A 14,932-nucleotide genomic window follows, 5' to 3' on the forward strand; every position below is an offset into this window, starting at 1 on the left:
CGATGGAAAAACAGCAGACAGTCGTCAATTCGGCCGAATATTCGGGGATTGCATTGCACTCCGGCGCCCGTTCCCGGGTGCGGATTCACTCTGCGCCCGAGAACACGGGGATCGTGTTCCGGCGGGTCGACCTCCCCGGCAAGCCGGAGGTGCGGGCGCTCGCGTCGAACGTGGTTGACGTGCGGCGCGGAACCACGATCGCAAACGGCAACGCCGTGGTGTTCACGGTTGAACACATCATGTCGGCTCTGCACGCGTTCCATGTGGACAACTGCATTGTGGAGATGGACGGCATGGAGCCGCCGATCGGCGACGGCAGTTCACTTCCCTACTGCCGGATGGTGCGCGAGGCGGGCATCGTTCAGCAGGAGGCGGAGGCGAAGGTGTTCACTCCATCGAAGCCGCTCTATGTCGAGGGAGGGCATACGCGGCTTGTGATCGTTCCGGGGGATGTGCTCCGGGTCGTCTGCACGACGAGTTTTCCCGGCTGCCCGATTGATCCGCAGTTCTACGAGTTCACCGCGACCGATCCTGAAGCCTACGAGACCGAGATTGCGGGCGGGCGGACATTTGTCGATTTCCGCGATCTTCAGCAGCTCCTGGCGATGGGGCTTGTGAAGGGAGGCAGCCTCGACGCGGCGGCGATCATCCACGACGGCGCGATCATCTGCAAGGAGGCTCTGCGCTACCCGAATGAGATTGTCCGCCACAAGATTCTCGACGTGGTCGGGGATCTCTATCTTTCCGGCTGCCGGATCACCGGGACGGTCATCGCCGTCAAGCCCGGCCATCCGAAGAACGTCGAACTCGCCGGGCAGCTTCAGAAAGAGATCATGGCAGCGAACAACGCATAAGAAACAGACAGAGGGAAAAGAATGGGTAAGTTTTTTGGACTCCGCGAAATCCGTGCAATTCTTCCGCAGCGCTATCCGATGCTGATGCTCGATCGCGCGGAGCAGATTTCCGATACGCAGTTCGTCGGATTGAAGAATCTTTCGATCAATGAGAACTTCTTTCAGGGGCATTTCCCCGGGCATGCGATCATGCCGGGCGTGCTTCAGCTTGAGGCGATGAAGCAGCTCGGCGAACTTGCGGTGCGTCCGCAGCTCGATCCGGCCGGAGAACTCGATGTCTACATGCGGGTGGTCGAAAAGGTCAAATTCCGCCGCCCGAACAATCCGGGCGACCGGGTCAAGGTCGAGGCGGAAATCCTCTCCGTCGAGAACGGCGAGGCGGTTGTGAAGGCGCAGACCTCGAACAACGGCGGACTCACCTGTGAGGCGAAGATCACGCTTGCGACCCGTCCGAAAAACGGTCCGGCCGCCATGCCGGAACTTCACAACGAGTTCGACAAGTGCGACGCGACTCCGATGGACGTCGAAAAGATCAAGTCGCTGATACCGCACCGTTATCCGTTTCTGTTCATCGACTACATTGCGCGGATCGAGGGGGATCACGTCTTTGCGGTGAAGAATCTCACCGGGAACGAGGAGATCTTCTCGCAGGCCGGGGATTACGCGGTCATGCCGGAGTCGCTGCTGTGTGAAATCACGGCACAGTCCGGTTGCGCGCTCGTGCTGGCGCGTCCGGGCAACGAGGGGAAACTCGGGTACTTCATGTCGATCGATCGTGCGGAGATTTTCGAACCGGTCTATCCGGGCGACCAGTTGATTGTGGATATCGAGCTGCCGCCGGCGAAGGGGCGGTTCGGCAAGGGAACCGGCTGCATCAAGGTCGGTGACAAGGTGGTTTTTCAGATTACGCTGATGTTCGCGATCGTCGACGCGTAACGGAAGTCTGGCATTGAGGAGGCGAATGGGCAGAGAGCCGTCTGTCGTATCTGCGGCGGAGGCCGTTGCGGCGATTGAATCCGGAACGTCGGTTTATCTCGGCAGTTCCGGTTCGGTTCCGCGGATTCTCGTGGAGGCGCTCTGCGCGCGCGGCCGCAAAGGGGTGCTGCGCGATGTCACGCTCCGGCACATTCACACGGGGCGGACGGAGGATTACGCAGCTCCGGAATTCGAGGGGGTGTTCCGTTCGGAGTCGTTTTTCATCGGTGACAACATGCGGCGGCAGGTTCAGCGTGGCGCCGCTGATTACATCCCGATCTCCCTGCATGATACGCCGCAGCTGATCCGGAGTGGTGTGGTCGGCTGTGATGTGGCGATGATCCAGGTTTCTCCTCCGGGGCGGCGCGGGAGGGTTTCTCTCGGGATCTCGGTGGATGTCGGTCTTGCCGCGATTGAGACGGCGAAACTTGTCATCGCGGTCGTCAACCGCAACATGCCCTACACCTACGGGGACGGCGAGATCGATCTCGACCGGATCGACTATCTGGTCGAAGATGACTCCCCGCTTGACGAGACTCACTTTCCGCTGCCGAATGAGATTGAGCGGGCGATTGGCCGCAACTGTGCGGAACTCGTTGAGGACGGCTCCTGTCTGCAACTCGGAATCGGAGCGATTCCGAACGCGGTGCTTTCGCAGCTTTCCGACCGGAAGGATCTTGGAGTTCATACGGAAATGTTTGCGGACGGGCTTCTGCCGCTGGTCGAGGCCGGTGTGGTGAACGGGGCGCGCAAGCGGATTGACCGGGGGAAGATCGTCGCCTCATTTCTGATGGGGTCGCGTCGGGTATACGATTTTGTGAACCGCAATCCCATGGTGCGCATGCGTGAAGCCGCCTACACAAACGATCCGTACCGCATTGCGCGCAATCCGAAGGTGGTGGCGATCAACTCCGCGATTCAGATCGATCTGACCGGGCAGGTGTGTGCCGATTCGCTTGGGATGCGCATGTATTCCGGAGTGGGAGGACAGCTCGACTTTATTTACGGCGCGTCGCGTTCGGAGGGGGGAAGACCGATCATCGCGATGCCGTCGCGCACGACGAAGGGGGTCAGTAAAATCGTGCCGGTGCTTGATTCGGGTGCCGGCGTGGTTACGCCGCGCAGCCGGGTGCATTATGTCGCGACCGAATACGGCGTGGTCGACCTTTATGGGAAACCGCTTCAGCAGCGTGCGCGGCTGCTCATCACAATTGCGCATCCGGATTGCCGCGAGGAGCTCGAGCGGGCCGCCTTTGAGCGGTTCGGCCGCCATTTTCTTCACTGGAAATAGGGGAGAAAAGAGAGAAGAGGAGAGGGGAAGAAAATGAAATTTACGAAAATCGTCGCTACGGTGAACGCATCGACCTGTACGCGGGAATTGCTTCTGGCGCTTTACAAGAACGGCATGGATGTGGTACGCTTCAACACCGCGCACATGGAAATTCCGGATCTGGAACGGGCGGTTGCGCTCGTCCGCGGAGTGTCGGACAAAATCGCGATCATGGTCGATACGAAGGGACCGAATATCCGGACCGGAAATGTTGATGCTCCGCTTCCGCTTGCGAAAGGCGAACGGATCGGTGTGACGGGGAGTCCCGCTTCGGCCGGTCCCCGGGTGGTTCTGGTCAATTATCCGCCGTTCGCCGAGGAGGTTCCGGCCGGCGCCCGTATCGTCTGCGACGACGGTGCGCTCGAACTGCTCGTGCGCGGTCGGAAGGATTCCGTGCTCGAGTGTGAAGCGGCCCGCGAAGGCGTCCTGAAAAATCATAAATCGATCAACGTTCCGGATGTTGAGCTCAACGCCGAGACGCTCACGGAGAAGGATCGGCGTTTTATCGACTACGTGGTCCGGCATGAGATCGACTACATCGCCCACTCATTCGTTCGGAATGCGGAGGATGTGGCAGCGGTGCGCGCGTTGCTCGATGCCGGAAACAGCCCGTGCCGGATCATCGCGAAAATCGAGAACCGGCAGGGGGTTCGGAACATCGCCGGAATCCTGAAGGCCGCCGACGGCATCATGGTTGCACGCGGTGATCTCGGGATCGAGATTCCGCTGGAAGAGGTCCCTTTGATCCAGAAGGAGCTGATCCGTTCCGCCCGCAAGGCGGGGAAGCCGGTCATCACGGCGACGCAGATGCTCCAGAGCATGGAGGAGAGTCCCCTTCCGACCCGTGCCGAAGTGAACGATGTCGCGAACGCGGTTTACGACGGTACGGACGCGGTGATGCTGTCCGGAGAGACCGCGCAGGGACGGTATCCGGTTGAGGCGGTCAGCATGATGACCCGGATCGTCGAGGAGGCGGAGAAATCCTCGCGCAGTTTCTTCAATCAGATCGACGTCGTCGATACCGACGGCGACCGTGAATACGATTTTGTGATCCGTGCCGCGGTCGGAGCGGCGGAAGCGCTGGATTTGCGGGCGATCGTCTGCAACACGGGCGAGGGCAAGTCGGCACGCTGCTGTGCGGCTTACCGGCCGCTTGTGCCGATCTACGCGTTCTCGTATCGGAAGCACGTGGTGCGCCAGCTCGCACTCGTTTACGGGGTCTACGCCGAATACAATGCGTTTGTCGAGGAGATGCTTGAACTCGGGCATGAGACCGCGCGTCGGCTCATCGACGGAAAACGGCTGCGACCGGAGGAGAAGATCGTCATGCTCTCGAAGAACTCTCCCGCGCGCGAAACGAACAATCTGATCTGCCTCGGCGAAGTCCGGGAATTCATCTGACCGACAGGGCGTTCCGGCGCAGCCGGAAGAGCGTGACGGCGTCGCAAATCGCGCGGATCAGCACGGCTGCAAATCCAAGCGCAAGCCAGTAGCCGTTTCCGAAGAGGTAGAGCACGCTGCATCCGGCGAGAAATGCGCCTGCCGGTTTGCTCAGCCGGAACGTCATGGCGATTCCGACGGCCATCGCGGCGATTCCGGCCAGCGTGACCCACGAAAGGTCTCCGAGCCGCCAGAGCATCCGGTACGGCGCGGAGAGATACCAGGCGTAACTTCCGTAAGCCGCGTTCGGAATGCAGAGAATCCAGCCCGCAAGAACCGGAATCGTCCACAGGAAGTCACGGGGTTTGAGTTTTTCCCAGACTTGACACGCCGCGATCGCGAGGAAGAGCGCGGGGTAGGTCGTCAGGATGAAGCGGATCGGGTCGTCGGTTCCGTGGCTGTATCCGTAGAAGAAGAAAATCACCGGAATCGTCCAGAGTGCGAGAATGAGTCGCAGTTTCCGGTCGCGCAACCAGAGGAGCGCGAGAATCGCCGGAATCCATGGCAGCTGGTTGACCGTGCCGTAGAACATGCTGTTGAGCTCGACGAAGATCCAGTCGAGATAGGTGTGGGCGCCTTCGGTGTAGTTCGTATAGGAGAATTTCAACGGATTGTCGAAGAACTTCCAGTTCACCAGCAGTTGCGGGAGGAACCCGGCCAGGAACAGCGCCGCTCCGGTCAGGAAGTATCGGAGGGTTTCCCGGACGGAACGAAAATACTCCGGACGCCGAAGCAGGCAGATTGCGCCGATGGCTGGGACGAACATGATGTTGTTGATCCGGAAGAGACAGGCGACGCCGAAGAGAAACGCCGCCGCCGCCACCGTCCGGTACGACGCTTCCCGGCAGATGAGCAGCGCGAACACCGCAAGCATGAGAAAGGTCGACGGCGTATCGCTCATGGCCGAGAAGCCGCAGCCGATCAGATTGATGTAGTGGCGGTAGGAGAACTCCGCGCTCGGGAATTCAAAGAATGCAATGAAGAGTCGATCCGTAAAATCCGGCCGGTGATGCCAGACGAACGGCAGCACCGCCCAGGCGAACATCGCGAGAAAGGCCTTCCGGTCGCTGCCGGTCAGTTTTCTCCCGATCACATATCCCAGCCAGAGCGAGCAGGGCGCGATGACGAAACCTTCCACCCAAGAGAGCGGAATCAACAGATCGATGAGATTCCGGGTCCCGGAGAGAAGTTCAAACGGCAGATAGAAGAGCGACGTTCCGATGGTGAAATGCCACCGTTCGGAGAAATCCCAGTTCAGGATTCCAAGCAGATTCCGGTAATATCCGGTTTCGTCGGCGGGGGCTGCGATGATGTTCTGCGCCTGGTTCACCAGCAGGATCAGCAGGAACATGCGCAACAGCACCGGCACAAGTCCGATTTCGATCCAGCGCCATGGATCGGGTTCCTTCCGTTTTTTCCAGAGGATCGCGACGAGCGCGGCGAGCGCTCCGCCGATGAGAGCTGCAAGCGGGTAGCGCCAGAACTCCACCACGTTCCCGATTTCGAGCTGCCCGTCCGGATGGAGCAGTGCGGCCGGATGCACATAACCGGTTCGACCGTCGGGAAGACGCACCTCCGTCATCCGGAAATAACGGGCCAGCGGATGGGATTTGATGAGGAACAACCGGGTTTTGCCAGTCGTTTCGAGGTTGGTCGGCTCGGTCGCAACGGCGATGATTTCGCCCGGCATCTCCGCCTCCCGGAAGACGGGAGTTCCCGGTTCGAGTGCGATCGTTCCGGCAAGGGCGGAACATGCCGTGAGAATCGAAAGGAGCTGCAGGAGCCGTTTCATCATCGGATCAGTTTCGAAACGGTTTTGAAGGCCGGGTGTTTCGCGTCACGCAGCAGCAGGAAAAGAATCGACTCCACCGGGAGCACATGTGCTCCCGCCGTCCGCATTTCCGCGAGCGCGAGTTCGCGGTTGGCGGCGCTGCGGCTCGTGACCGCGTCGGCACAGACGATGACCTCGTATCCCGCCTTCCGTGCGTCGTAAACGCTCTGGAGCAGACAGACGTGGGTTTCAATTCCGAGAAATATGAGGCAGTTCTTCGATTTTGCCTTCAGGGCGATGCGGAATGCCGGTTCGGCAAAGACGGAGAATCCGGTCTTGGCAATCGGGGCGCATCCGGGGGGCAGGAGTTCCGCAATCTCCGGAACGGTCGGCCCGAGCCCCGCGGGATACTGCTCGGTCACGATCACGTCGAGTTCAAGAGCGTTTGCCCCTTTGAGCATGAGTGTGGCACGCTCCTGCACGGCGGAATAGTTGTCCATCACGGCCGTGAGTTTCGTCTGGAGGTCGACGACGACCAGCGAGGTGGAATCGATTTCAGGAATGTTCATGAGGAAAGCTCCTTGCCGTTCGCCAGCCTGCCCGCGAAGATCCGGACGGCGGCTGGATTCGAAAGATACGGTTTCAACGTTTCGCAGAATTCCTCGCGGCGGATCGCGCGCAGTTCCGCCTCATGATGCAGACTCTCCATTAGCGGTCTTCCGTAGTGCAGCGAAAGCAGCGAGGAGATCAACAGATTTCCGGTCGATTCGGCACTGCGCGCCGCCGAAAAGGCGGCTCCTTCGAGCGCGGAGTCGAACTCCTCCGGCGACAGCCCCTGTTCAGCAAGGCGGCCGATTTCGGTTTCGAGCAATGAGAGCGCGCGTCTGGCGGATTCGGCCGTGGTTACCGCGTAGAACAAAAGCCAGCCGGGGTGGAATCCGCCGCAGAGCCGCATCCCGGTCGAATATGCGAGTGAATTCTCCTCGCGCACGAGCTTGAATACAGGACTCGAGAGCCCGTTTTCCGCCTGAAAGAGGATTTCGCACAGAGAGAGCATTTCTCCGTTCAACGCCGGTCCGGGCAGCGCGCAGAGCACCATCGTCTGTTCGCGGGGAAGCGGGATCGTCTCAAATTGCGGCCCGGTCGGAAAAACCGGTTTCGGAGGCAGTTCGATCCGGCGGCTGCGCCACGGAACCGCTTCGCTCAATTCGTCGGTCCACTCCGCCGCCTCGGCATCCGAACAGTCGCCGCTCCAGCCGAAAATCGCCTGTTCCGGCACGAGACGGGAGAAATAAAACTCGGCGAGGCGGTCGCGCGTGATATTGGCAAGCTGTTCGATCGTTCCGGTCGTTCCCCATCCATACGGGTGGCTGCCGAACATCAACTTCCGGCAGCGGTCCTCGGCGGCGGCGCGAGGAGAAAGTCTCCGGCTTTTGAGCAGTTCGAGACGGTTCGCCTTCTCGCGGTCAAATTCCGGGAGCCCGAAAGCCGGTGCGGAGACAATCGCCTTGAGCAACTGGAAAACCGCCGCGCGATGACGGCGCGGAAACGTGCATTCGATCGTGAACGAATTGAGTCCGGCGTTGACCGAGAAGTTTGCGCCGCCCGCATCGAGCCGGGTCAGCAGTGCGCTCTCTTTCCATTTGCCCGCCCCGGCATTCAGAAGATCGGCAGTGAGTGCCGAAACGCCTCCGAGTTCCTGCGGTTCGAAGATCGCTCCGCCCGGCAGCGTCAGCGCGAAATCCACAAGCGGGAGCCGCCGGTCGGAAAGCGTCACGAGCCTTGCGCCGTTGCCGAGTCCGGTCAGCCCCGGTTCCGCCCGGAGAGGCCTGGTTTTGCGCACCGTATTCCGCTTCCGGTCTCCGGACGTTTGCCGGACAATGCTGAAACGTTCCGGCGAGAGATAGGTCGCTGCGATCCGGTTCAGATCGTCGAGTGTGAGGCGCCCGAGCTGTTCGAGATAGGCATCGCTGAGGTCGGGCGCCCCGTTCGCGATCACGCCGCCGCCGATGTTCGCGGCAATTTCACGGATGCTGCGCAGTTCGCGCAGATGGTCGGCGTACTGCTGGGTTTTTTCGCGTTCGACTTCGGCCCGCGTGAGCGCGCCGTTGCGGATCGCATCGAGTTCGCGCATCAGGGCCGATTCGAGCTGTTCGAGTTTGCCGGGTGCGGCGGCGGCAGTGACCGCAAGCACTCCTCCCGCTCCCTGGCTGTAGCTGAAACTGCGCAGCGTTACCGCGAGCTGCCGGTCGAGTTCAAGTGCGCGTACGAGTCGCGAGCCGTCCCCCATTCCGAGGATTCCGGCGAGCACGTCGCATCCGGCCACGTCGGCGTGGGAGATTTCAGGAATCCGGACGCCGACGGCCAGACGGGCGAGCGGATCGGCGAAAGAGAAGCCGTCACTGCGCGCAACGCACTGCGCCGGTTCCGGTGGAATCGCGATTTCCTCCAGATTCCGCCGTTCCCAGCCGGCCATTTCGCCCTCGACCAGATCGAACGCATGTTCCGGCTCCACATCGCCGACGATGACCCAGAAACAACGGTCCGGTGTGTAGCGCTCCTCATAGTACCCGGCCATGATGTCCCGGGTGACCTTTCCGATGAGCTCGCGATAGCCGATGATCGGATGGCGCAGCGGATGATTTCGGAAAATCGAGCCGTTCAGGTGCTGGTAAAGCAGCCGGTCGGGATTGTCGCGCCCCATCTCCTCCTCGCGGAGAATCACCTCGCGCTCCTCGGCAAAACGAGTTTCCGGAAATTCCGGAAAACGGATCATGCGCGAAAGAATCCGTACCGCTTCGGGCAGATGCCGCCCCGCGAGGTTCGCATGATAGGCGGTGTGATCGTAGCTCGTATAGGCGTTCATCGATCCGCCGATCCGGTCGATCGCATCGGCCGCAGCGGTTCCGGGATAGTCGCGGCATCCCTGGAAAAGCATGTGTTCCAGAAAATGGGAGAGCCCGTACCCGAGATGCCTCCCCTCATGGATGCTGCCGGTCCGGATGAAGCACTCGACCTCGACCGCCGTCCCCGGCTGAGGGAAGATGAAGATCCTGACGCCGTTATCCAGCGTTCTCGACTGTACGTTCCGATAAAATTGCATGGTTCCTCTCTTACAGCGCCGCAGCGGGCGGCATCAATCGATTTTCGGGGGAAATGCTTGCTGCGTCCCCGGGGCGACGGGAGGATCGGCCAGTTTGAAATCCACTTCAAAATCCTCCGGCGCGTCATCTTTCGAGGCGGAGAGCAACCCGGAACCGATCAGCAGATAGACGATCCTTCCGACGTCTGATGCACTGCGGATTCCCCACTCATAAAGCACTTCGTAGGCGAGCACCCCGAACTCCTGTTTCGCATAGTCATGAACGCCGCCGAGCAGTTCGAGCGCCGAAACGTGGCGATGGGACGGCAGACGCCCGACCGTGAACGTCACGGCGTTGGCGACGAAGGCGTAGGCCTCCTCGGAGAAGCGCGGTTCCCGCTGCATGATCTCCCTGATTTTTGCCTGGATTTCCGTCGGGGTCATCGAAATCGTTCACTCCATTTGAAATTGCTGTTTTTTCTTGCCGGAGACGATCGAACTCGGATCTTCGGAAAGCGAGTCGGCCAGTTCGGTCAGGGCGTCGAGTGTCTGATTCAGCTTGGTCAGGGTATTGGCCAGTTCGTCCTGGCTGAAGGTGATCGCGTTCGACGCGTCCCGGAAGGCGGAGGTGCTCTCGGGAATTTTCGCCTCACGGGTCTCGTTGATGAGCTGTTCGGTCAGGTGATTGACCTTTTCCAGATCCTCCTCCAGAAGCCCCATGAGCCGGTTCAGCCGCTCTTCGCTGAATACGCGGGAGATGGTGCGGCTGCCGAGTTCGAGGTTCTCCGAGGCCTCGTTGATGCGCGCGATGGTCGACTTCAGCGCCGGATCTGCGAGCAGTCCGGAAAGTTCGGACAAACTTCTTTCCAGCCCGTCGGAGATCTCCTCGAACCGGATTCGCGAGATGCGGTCGAGGGAAGTCCCGATCGCCTTGAGAATGTCCCGGAACGGCGACGGTACGGCCGGAATGTAAAGCGCTCCCGCATCAGGGATTCCCGCCGGCGGTTCCGGCAGCGTTTCTCCGGGGGTCGCATAGTAGTCGAAGTCGATGTAACGCATTCCGGTGATTCCGGCATATTCAAGCCGGCAGCGCATCCCCTGTTCGAGTTCGGAGCGGAAAAAGTTCCGGAAATCACTCCGCTGCTGTCCGTGATCTCCCGCCGAGACGAAGTGACGCAGTTCGACGGCCATGTCGACCTGCACAAGTTTATCCGGCACGCGGATCGAGATCTTCGTCACGCTGCCGATCGGCACGCCGCGGTATTTCACTGCCGATCCGACCGTCAGCCCCTGGACCGATTCGCTGAAACAGGTCTGCACCGTCGCTTTGTTCGTGAAGATGTCGGTCATCCCCAGAAAAAAGAGGATCGCCACAAACAGCACGATTCCGCCCGTGACGAAAAGCCCGAGCTTGATTTTTTGTGTGGAGTCATTTGCCATGATTCTGTTTCCTCCGTTATCCGCGCGCCTCGCTGCCGGTCATCTTGAGTCCGTCACGGGTCAGGAATGCGCGCACTTTCTCGTTCGGAGAGGTGTCACGCAGCAGAGCTGGAGGTCCGTTTGCAATGATCGATCTGGTCTGTTTGTCGAGCATGATGATCCGGTCCGCAATCGCAAAGACGCTGTCGAGTTCATGGGTGACGATGACGATGGTCGCGCCGAAGCGGTCGCGCAGCCGCATCAGCAGCCGGTCGAGCTCCGCCGAGGTGATCGGGTCGAGCCCCGCGGAGGGTTCGTCGAAAAAGAGCAGCTTCGGATTCAGCGCCAGCGCCCGCGCGAGCCCCGCCCGCTTGGCCATGCCGCCCGAGAGCTCGGCAGGCATGTAGTCCCCGAATCCCGCAAGGTCGACAAGCCGCAGCTTCGCCTCGACGGTTTCGGCGATCTCCTTCGGCGTGAGGCGGGTATACTCTTCCAGCGGCAGGGCGACGTTTTCGGCGACGCTCATCGAACTGAAGAGCGCGCCGCCCTGATAGGTTACGCCGAACCGGCGCATGATTTCGCGCCGATGGTGTTCATCGGCCTGCACAATGCTGTCCCCCTGGATGAGAATGTCTCCGCTGATCGGTTCATAGAGCCCGATGATGTGCTTGAGCAGCGTGCTCTTTCCGCAGCCCGAGCCGCCGAGAATGCAGAAGATCTCTCCGGAAGCAACCTGGAAGTTCAGGTCCTTGAGAACGATATTTCCGCCGTAACCGATGGTCAGATTCCTGACTTCGATCTCCGGTCTGGTTTTCTTCTCCATGCTTCGACTCCGTGTCAATAACCGATAAATGAGTACAGTATCGTGATGAACACATCCGCCACCACGATGAGAAAAATCGAACTGACCACCGCTTTCGTCGCGCCGCGACCGACTCCCTGCGAGTTGTTTGCCGCGTTGAATCCGCAGTAGCACCCCGCCAGCGTGATGAGCAGCGCGAACGGGACGCTCTTGGCCGCCCCGAGCAGGAAGGTCGTCACATCGAGCGATTCGAGTGTTCTCGTCCAGTAGGCCACGGGCGGAATCCGCATGCTCGTGACCCCGATGAGCATCCCCCCGAGAATCCCGGCCGCATCGCCGAAGATCGTCAGAATCGGCATCGAAACAAGCATCGCCGTGAGCTTGGGAAAGACCAGAAACGACTCCGGACGGATCCCCATCGTTTCGAGCGCGCTGATCTGTTCGTCAAGTTTCATCGTCCCGACTTCCGCCGCAAACGCCGACCCTGCCCATCCGGTCATCACCATCGCGACCATGAGCGGGCCGAGCTCCTTGACCACCACGAGCCCGACCGCGTCGGCCACAAAAATCTCCTGCCCGAGTTTCGAGAGCTGAATCTGCCCGTTGACCGCCATGACCATCCCCATGAGCAGACAGATCAAAAGCACGATCGGCAGCGCCTGAACGCCGCACAGATCCAGGTAGTAACGCAGGTCCCGCTTCCGCATCCCGTTGCGAAGCAACGAAGGTACCTCCGCCGCGATCCTCCCGATGAATTCAAGCGGGCGGGTTCCGTCCTGCAGAAGCGGGCGGAAGCGGCGGCTGATCGCCTTGAGCTGTTCCACTCCGGGATTCAAAATCTCAATACATCCTCTGCTGCACTTTCTGCGGCCTCACTTTCGGCTCTTCCATATAAAGTGCGTACCAGTTGTCGCCGAATCCGGCGTTCGAAAAGTGTTTGTTCCGGCCGTTGACCAGGTTGTCGTAATTGGCGAGCAGCACGGCGTTGTCGGAGTTCTTCTTCGCTTCGACCAGCGCTGCGAGCGCTTTGGCGGCATCGTTCTGCTTGAGTTTGATCCAGGCGTAGACGCAGCTCAGGAACGCTCCGTCCTCGCCCTTGAAGCGGCGGCACTTCTTCCGGTAGAAGGTGTCGAGTTTCGGATCTTCCTTCTTGTACATCCGCACGAGCTTGATCGCAAGAGAACGCGCGTCGAAGAGCAGGCACTTGGGCATGAGTTTGTCGGCCGCGGCAAAATCCTTCAGCTGGAAATAGAGCTGCATCTTCATCGTATTGATCTGTTTGGCGAGCATCCAGTTCCAACGGTAAAACGGGTCGAATGCGGTGGTCATCCGCAATGCCTCATGCAGGGCGTCGTTCTGCATCGATTCGAGTTTCTGCTGCATCATCTTCGGACTGCCGACGGGGCGTTGCTGGAAATTCTGCACCTGCCGGGCGATCCGTGCCTGGGCGGCCTGCATCGTCTGCTGCATGCCGAGCTGGATGCGGTTGAGTTTTTTGCGCAGAATGAGCATGATGACCAGCTGCGAAATCAGAAATGCGCCGATTCCGCAGACGATTCCCCATGTCACTCCGAGATCCCGGCTGGTGAGCGCACCGATCGCAGCTCCGACCACCAGGGAGATAATCATGCTGTACACGAGACTGACTCCTTACCGTTTTTTGCGCTGTTTCGCGCGCTGTTTCTTTGCGAGTTTTGCGAGCCTTTTCTTTTTCTCCTGCTCCTTGCGGGAGAGCGGGGTCGGGCCGCCGAAAAGTCCGCCGAACGAGCCGGGAACTCCGTTGCTCTCCGGAAGCGAACCGCCGGAGAGAAGCCGTCCGAGCGGGCCGCTCTGCTTCATCATCTTGCGCATACCCTCGAACTGTTTTACGAGTCCGCTGACCATTTCGACCGGCACGCCGGAGCCTTTCGCGATGCGCTTTTTGCGCGAGAAGTTCATGAGTTCCGGATTTGCGCGTTCCGCCTTCGTCATCGAGAGGATGACCGCTTCCATGCGCATGAAGTGGCGCGGGTCGACCTCGCTCATGGCGCTGGCGATCTGGCGGCCGCCGGGCAGAAATTTGAGGATGCTCTCCATGCCGCCGAGTTTTTTGATCTGGCGCAGCTGGGCGAGGAAGTCGTCATAGTCGAACTTGTTGGCGCGCAGTTTCTCCTGGAGTTTTCTGGCCTCTTCCTCGTCGATCTCCTCGGCGGCCTTTTCGACGAGGGAGACCACGTCGCCCATGCCGAGGATACGCCCGGCCATGCGGTCGGGGTGGAACACCTCCAGACTGTCGAGTTTTTCGCCCATGCCGATGAATTTGACCGGGCAGTTCGTAACTTTGCGGATCGAGAGCGCCGCACCGCCGCGCGCATCGCCGTCGAGCTTGGTGAGGATGAACCCGGTGAGGTCGAGCGCCTGGTGGAAGTGTTCGGCCACCGAGACCGCCTCCTGACCGAGGGCGGCGTCCGCGACGAGCAGCACTTCGTCCGGATGGACCGCCTGGCGGATGCGGACGAGCTCCTGAACCATCGTGTCGTCGATCTGCAGCCGGCCGGCCGTGTCGATGATGACCACATCGGTTCCGGCGGCGCGCGCCTGGTCGACCGCGTTGGTCGCGATTGCCGCGACATTCACGCTCGTGCGTTCGGCGTGAACCGGAATCCCGATTTCGCGGCCGATGATTTCGAGCTGATCGATGGCGGCGGGGCGGTAGACGTCGCCCGCGACGAGCTGAACTTTCTTCCCCTGCCGTTTCAGCAGCAGCGCGAGTTTGCCCGCGGTGGTGGTTTTGCCGCTGCCGTGGAGACCGACGAGCATGATGACGGTCGGTTTCGATTTGAATTCGAGTTCCGAGGCGCCGCCGCCGAGGAGTTTCACAAGTTCGTCGTGGACGATCTTGACCACCTGCTGCCCCGGCGTCACGCTCTTGATGACCTCCTGTCCGAGGCATTCGCTCTTGACCGCCTCGATGAATTCCGAGACGATTTTGATGTTCACGTCCGCGTCGAGCAGCGCGAGCCGGATCTCGCGCATCGCATCGGTGATGTTGGCTTCCGTGAGCGTGCTTTGTCCGCGCAGTTTGCGGAATACGTCATGCAGCTTGTCGCTGAGCGATTCGAACATACCTTCCTTCTTTCTTCCTTATATTAATCCCATTCTTGAACATAACATCGTTTAATATATCTTGATTCCCGTTCAACTTCAAGAGAACGTTCAAAAAATCCGTAACATTCGATTGCTTTCCCGTCATTGGAATGGTATTTTATGACAACGCAAC

Annotated in this window: 13 protein-coding genes; 4 read left to right on the forward strand and 9 right to left on the reverse strand. The window is 60.1% G+C overall.

The annotated features are described in order from the left end of the window. Positions 1–2 precede the first annotated feature (2 nt). Genes lpxC through pyk form a run of 4 tightly spaced genes read left to right on the forward strand, consistent with a single transcriptional unit; the run spans position 3 to position 4,560 of the window. The gene (gene lpxC / locus Q0K10_RS08645; RefSeq protein WP_294505929.1) at positions 3–854 is read left to right on the forward strand and encodes a UDP-3-O-acyl-N-acetylglucosamine deacetylase; all 852 of its coding nucleotides are present in this window, start codon (positions 3–5) and stop codon (positions 852–854) included. A 21-nt stretch (positions 855–875) separates the two neighbouring features. Next, positions 876–1,790: a 3-hydroxyacyl-ACP dehydratase FabZ gene (fabZ, locus tag Q0K10_RS08650; RefSeq protein ID WP_294505931.1), complete on the forward strand. Its 915-nt coding sequence runs from the start codon at positions 876–878 to the stop codon at positions 1,788–1,790. Positions 1,791–1,815: 25 nt separating this feature from the next. Next, the gene (locus Q0K10_RS08655) at positions 1,816–3,120 is read left to right on the forward strand and encodes an acetyl-CoA hydrolase/transferase C-terminal domain-containing protein (protein WP_294505933.1); all 1,305 of its coding nucleotides are present in this window, start codon (positions 1,816–1,818) and stop codon (positions 3,118–3,120) included. A gap of 33 nt (positions 3,121–3,153) precedes the next feature. Next, entirely contained in the window at positions 3,154–4,560 is a 1,407-nt protein-coding gene (pyk, locus tag Q0K10_RS08660) for a pyruvate kinase (protein WP_294505935.1), read from the forward strand. On the opposite strand, the gene Q0K10_RS08665 is transcribed toward pyk, so the two are convergent. Genes Q0K10_RS08665 through ffh form a run of 9 tightly spaced genes read right to left on the reverse strand, consistent with a single transcriptional unit; the run spans position 4,553 to position 14,778 of the window. Further along, a complete protein-coding gene (locus Q0K10_RS08665; RefSeq protein ID WP_294505937.1) occupies positions 4,553–6,394 on the reverse strand; it encodes a hypothetical protein in 1,842 nt (613 codons plus the stop codon). The genes pyk and Q0K10_RS08665 overlap by 8 nt on opposite strands. After that, positions 6,391–6,939, reverse strand: a complete 549-nt coding sequence (locus Q0K10_RS08670; protein WP_294505939.1) for an isochorismatase family protein — start codon at positions 6,937–6,939, stop codon at positions 6,391–6,393. The genes Q0K10_RS08665 and Q0K10_RS08670 overlap by 4 nt, the downstream gene beginning before the upstream one ends. Further along, entirely contained in the window at positions 6,936–9,473 is a 2,538-nt protein-coding gene (locus Q0K10_RS08675; protein ID WP_294505941.1) for a pitrilysin family protein, read from the reverse strand. The genes Q0K10_RS08670 and Q0K10_RS08675 overlap by 4 nt, the downstream gene beginning before the upstream one ends. 33 nt (positions 9,474–9,506) lie before the next feature. Beyond that, positions 9,507–9,896 (reverse strand): Minf_1886 family protein, encoded by a 390-nt coding sequence (locus Q0K10_RS08680; protein ID WP_294505942.1) that lies wholly within the window; start codon positions 9,894–9,896, stop codon positions 9,507–9,509. Between the two features lie 9 nt (positions 9,897–9,905). Continuing rightward, positions 9,906–10,892: an MlaD family protein gene (locus Q0K10_RS08685; RefSeq protein ID WP_294505944.1), complete on the reverse strand. Its 987-nt coding sequence runs from the start codon at positions 10,890–10,892 to the stop codon at positions 9,906–9,908. 16 nt (positions 10,893–10,908) lie between these two features. Next, positions 10,909–11,694 (reverse strand): ATP-binding cassette domain-containing protein, encoded by a 786-nt coding sequence (locus tag Q0K10_RS08690; protein WP_294505945.1) that lies wholly within the window; start codon positions 11,692–11,694, stop codon positions 10,909–10,911. Positions 11,695–11,708: 14 nt separating this feature from the next. Beyond that, positions 11,709–12,509, reverse strand: a complete 801-nt coding sequence (locus Q0K10_RS08695; protein WP_294505948.1) for an ABC transporter permease — start codon at positions 12,507–12,509, stop codon at positions 11,709–11,711. Between the two features lie 4 nt (positions 12,510–12,513). Then, positions 12,514–13,311 (reverse strand): hypothetical protein, encoded by a 798-nt coding sequence (locus tag Q0K10_RS08700; protein WP_294505951.1) that lies wholly within the window; start codon positions 13,309–13,311, stop codon positions 12,514–12,516. A gap of 12 nt (positions 13,312–13,323) precedes the next feature. Then, on the reverse strand, positions 13,324–14,778 hold the full coding sequence (ffh, locus tag Q0K10_RS08705) for a signal recognition particle protein (RefSeq protein ID WP_294505954.1): 1,455 nt from the start codon (positions 14,776–14,778) through the stop codon (positions 13,324–13,326). Positions 14,779–14,932 lie beyond the last annotated feature (154 nt).

The organism is uncultured Victivallis sp. (genome assembly GCF_944391105.1).
Classification (GTDB): domain Bacteria; phylum Verrucomicrobiota; class Lentisphaeria; order Victivallales; family Victivallaceae; genus Victivallis.

Bases quoted from the DNA above. Each gene is read 5' to 3' on its own strand.
- Q0K10_RS08665 (WP_294505937.1), bottom strand. From the start codon at position 6,394: ATGATGAAACGGCTCCTGCAGCTCCTTTCGATTCTCACGGCATGTTCC.
- fabZ (WP_294505931.1), top strand. From the start codon at position 876: ATGGGTAAGTTTTTTGGACTCCGCGAAATCCGTGCAATTCTTCCGCAG.
- ffh (WP_294505954.1), bottom strand. From the start codon at position 14,778: ATGTTCGAATCGCTCAGCGACAAGCTGCATGACGTATTCCGCAAACTG.
- Q0K10_RS08680 (WP_294505942.1), bottom strand. From the start codon at position 9,896: ATGACCCCGACGGAAATCCAGGCAAAAATCAGGGAGATCATGCAGCGG.
- pyk (WP_294505935.1), top strand. From the start codon at position 3,154: ATGAAATTTACGAAAATCGTCGCTACGGTGAACGCATCGACCTGTACG.
- Q0K10_RS08675 (WP_294505941.1), bottom strand. From the start codon at position 9,473: ATGCAATTTTATCGGAACGTACAGTCGAGAACGCTGGATAACGGCGTC.
- Q0K10_RS08690 (WP_294505945.1), bottom strand. From the start codon at position 11,694: ATGGAGAAGAAAACCAGACCGGAGATCGAAGTCAGGAATCTGACCATC.
- Q0K10_RS08685 (WP_294505944.1), bottom strand. From the start codon at position 10,892: ATGGCAAATGACTCCACACAAAAAATCAAGCTCGGGCTTTTCGTCACG.
- lpxC (WP_294505929.1), top strand. From the start codon at position 3: ATGGAAAAACAGCAGACAGTCGTCAATTCGGCCGAATATTCGGGGATT.
- Q0K10_RS08655 (WP_294505933.1), top strand. From the start codon at position 1,816: ATGGGCAGAGAGCCGTCTGTCGTATCTGCGGCGGAGGCCGTTGCGGCG.
- Q0K10_RS08670 (WP_294505939.1), bottom strand. From the start codon at position 6,939: ATGAACATTCCTGAAATCGATTCCACCTCGCTGGTCGTCGTCGACCTC.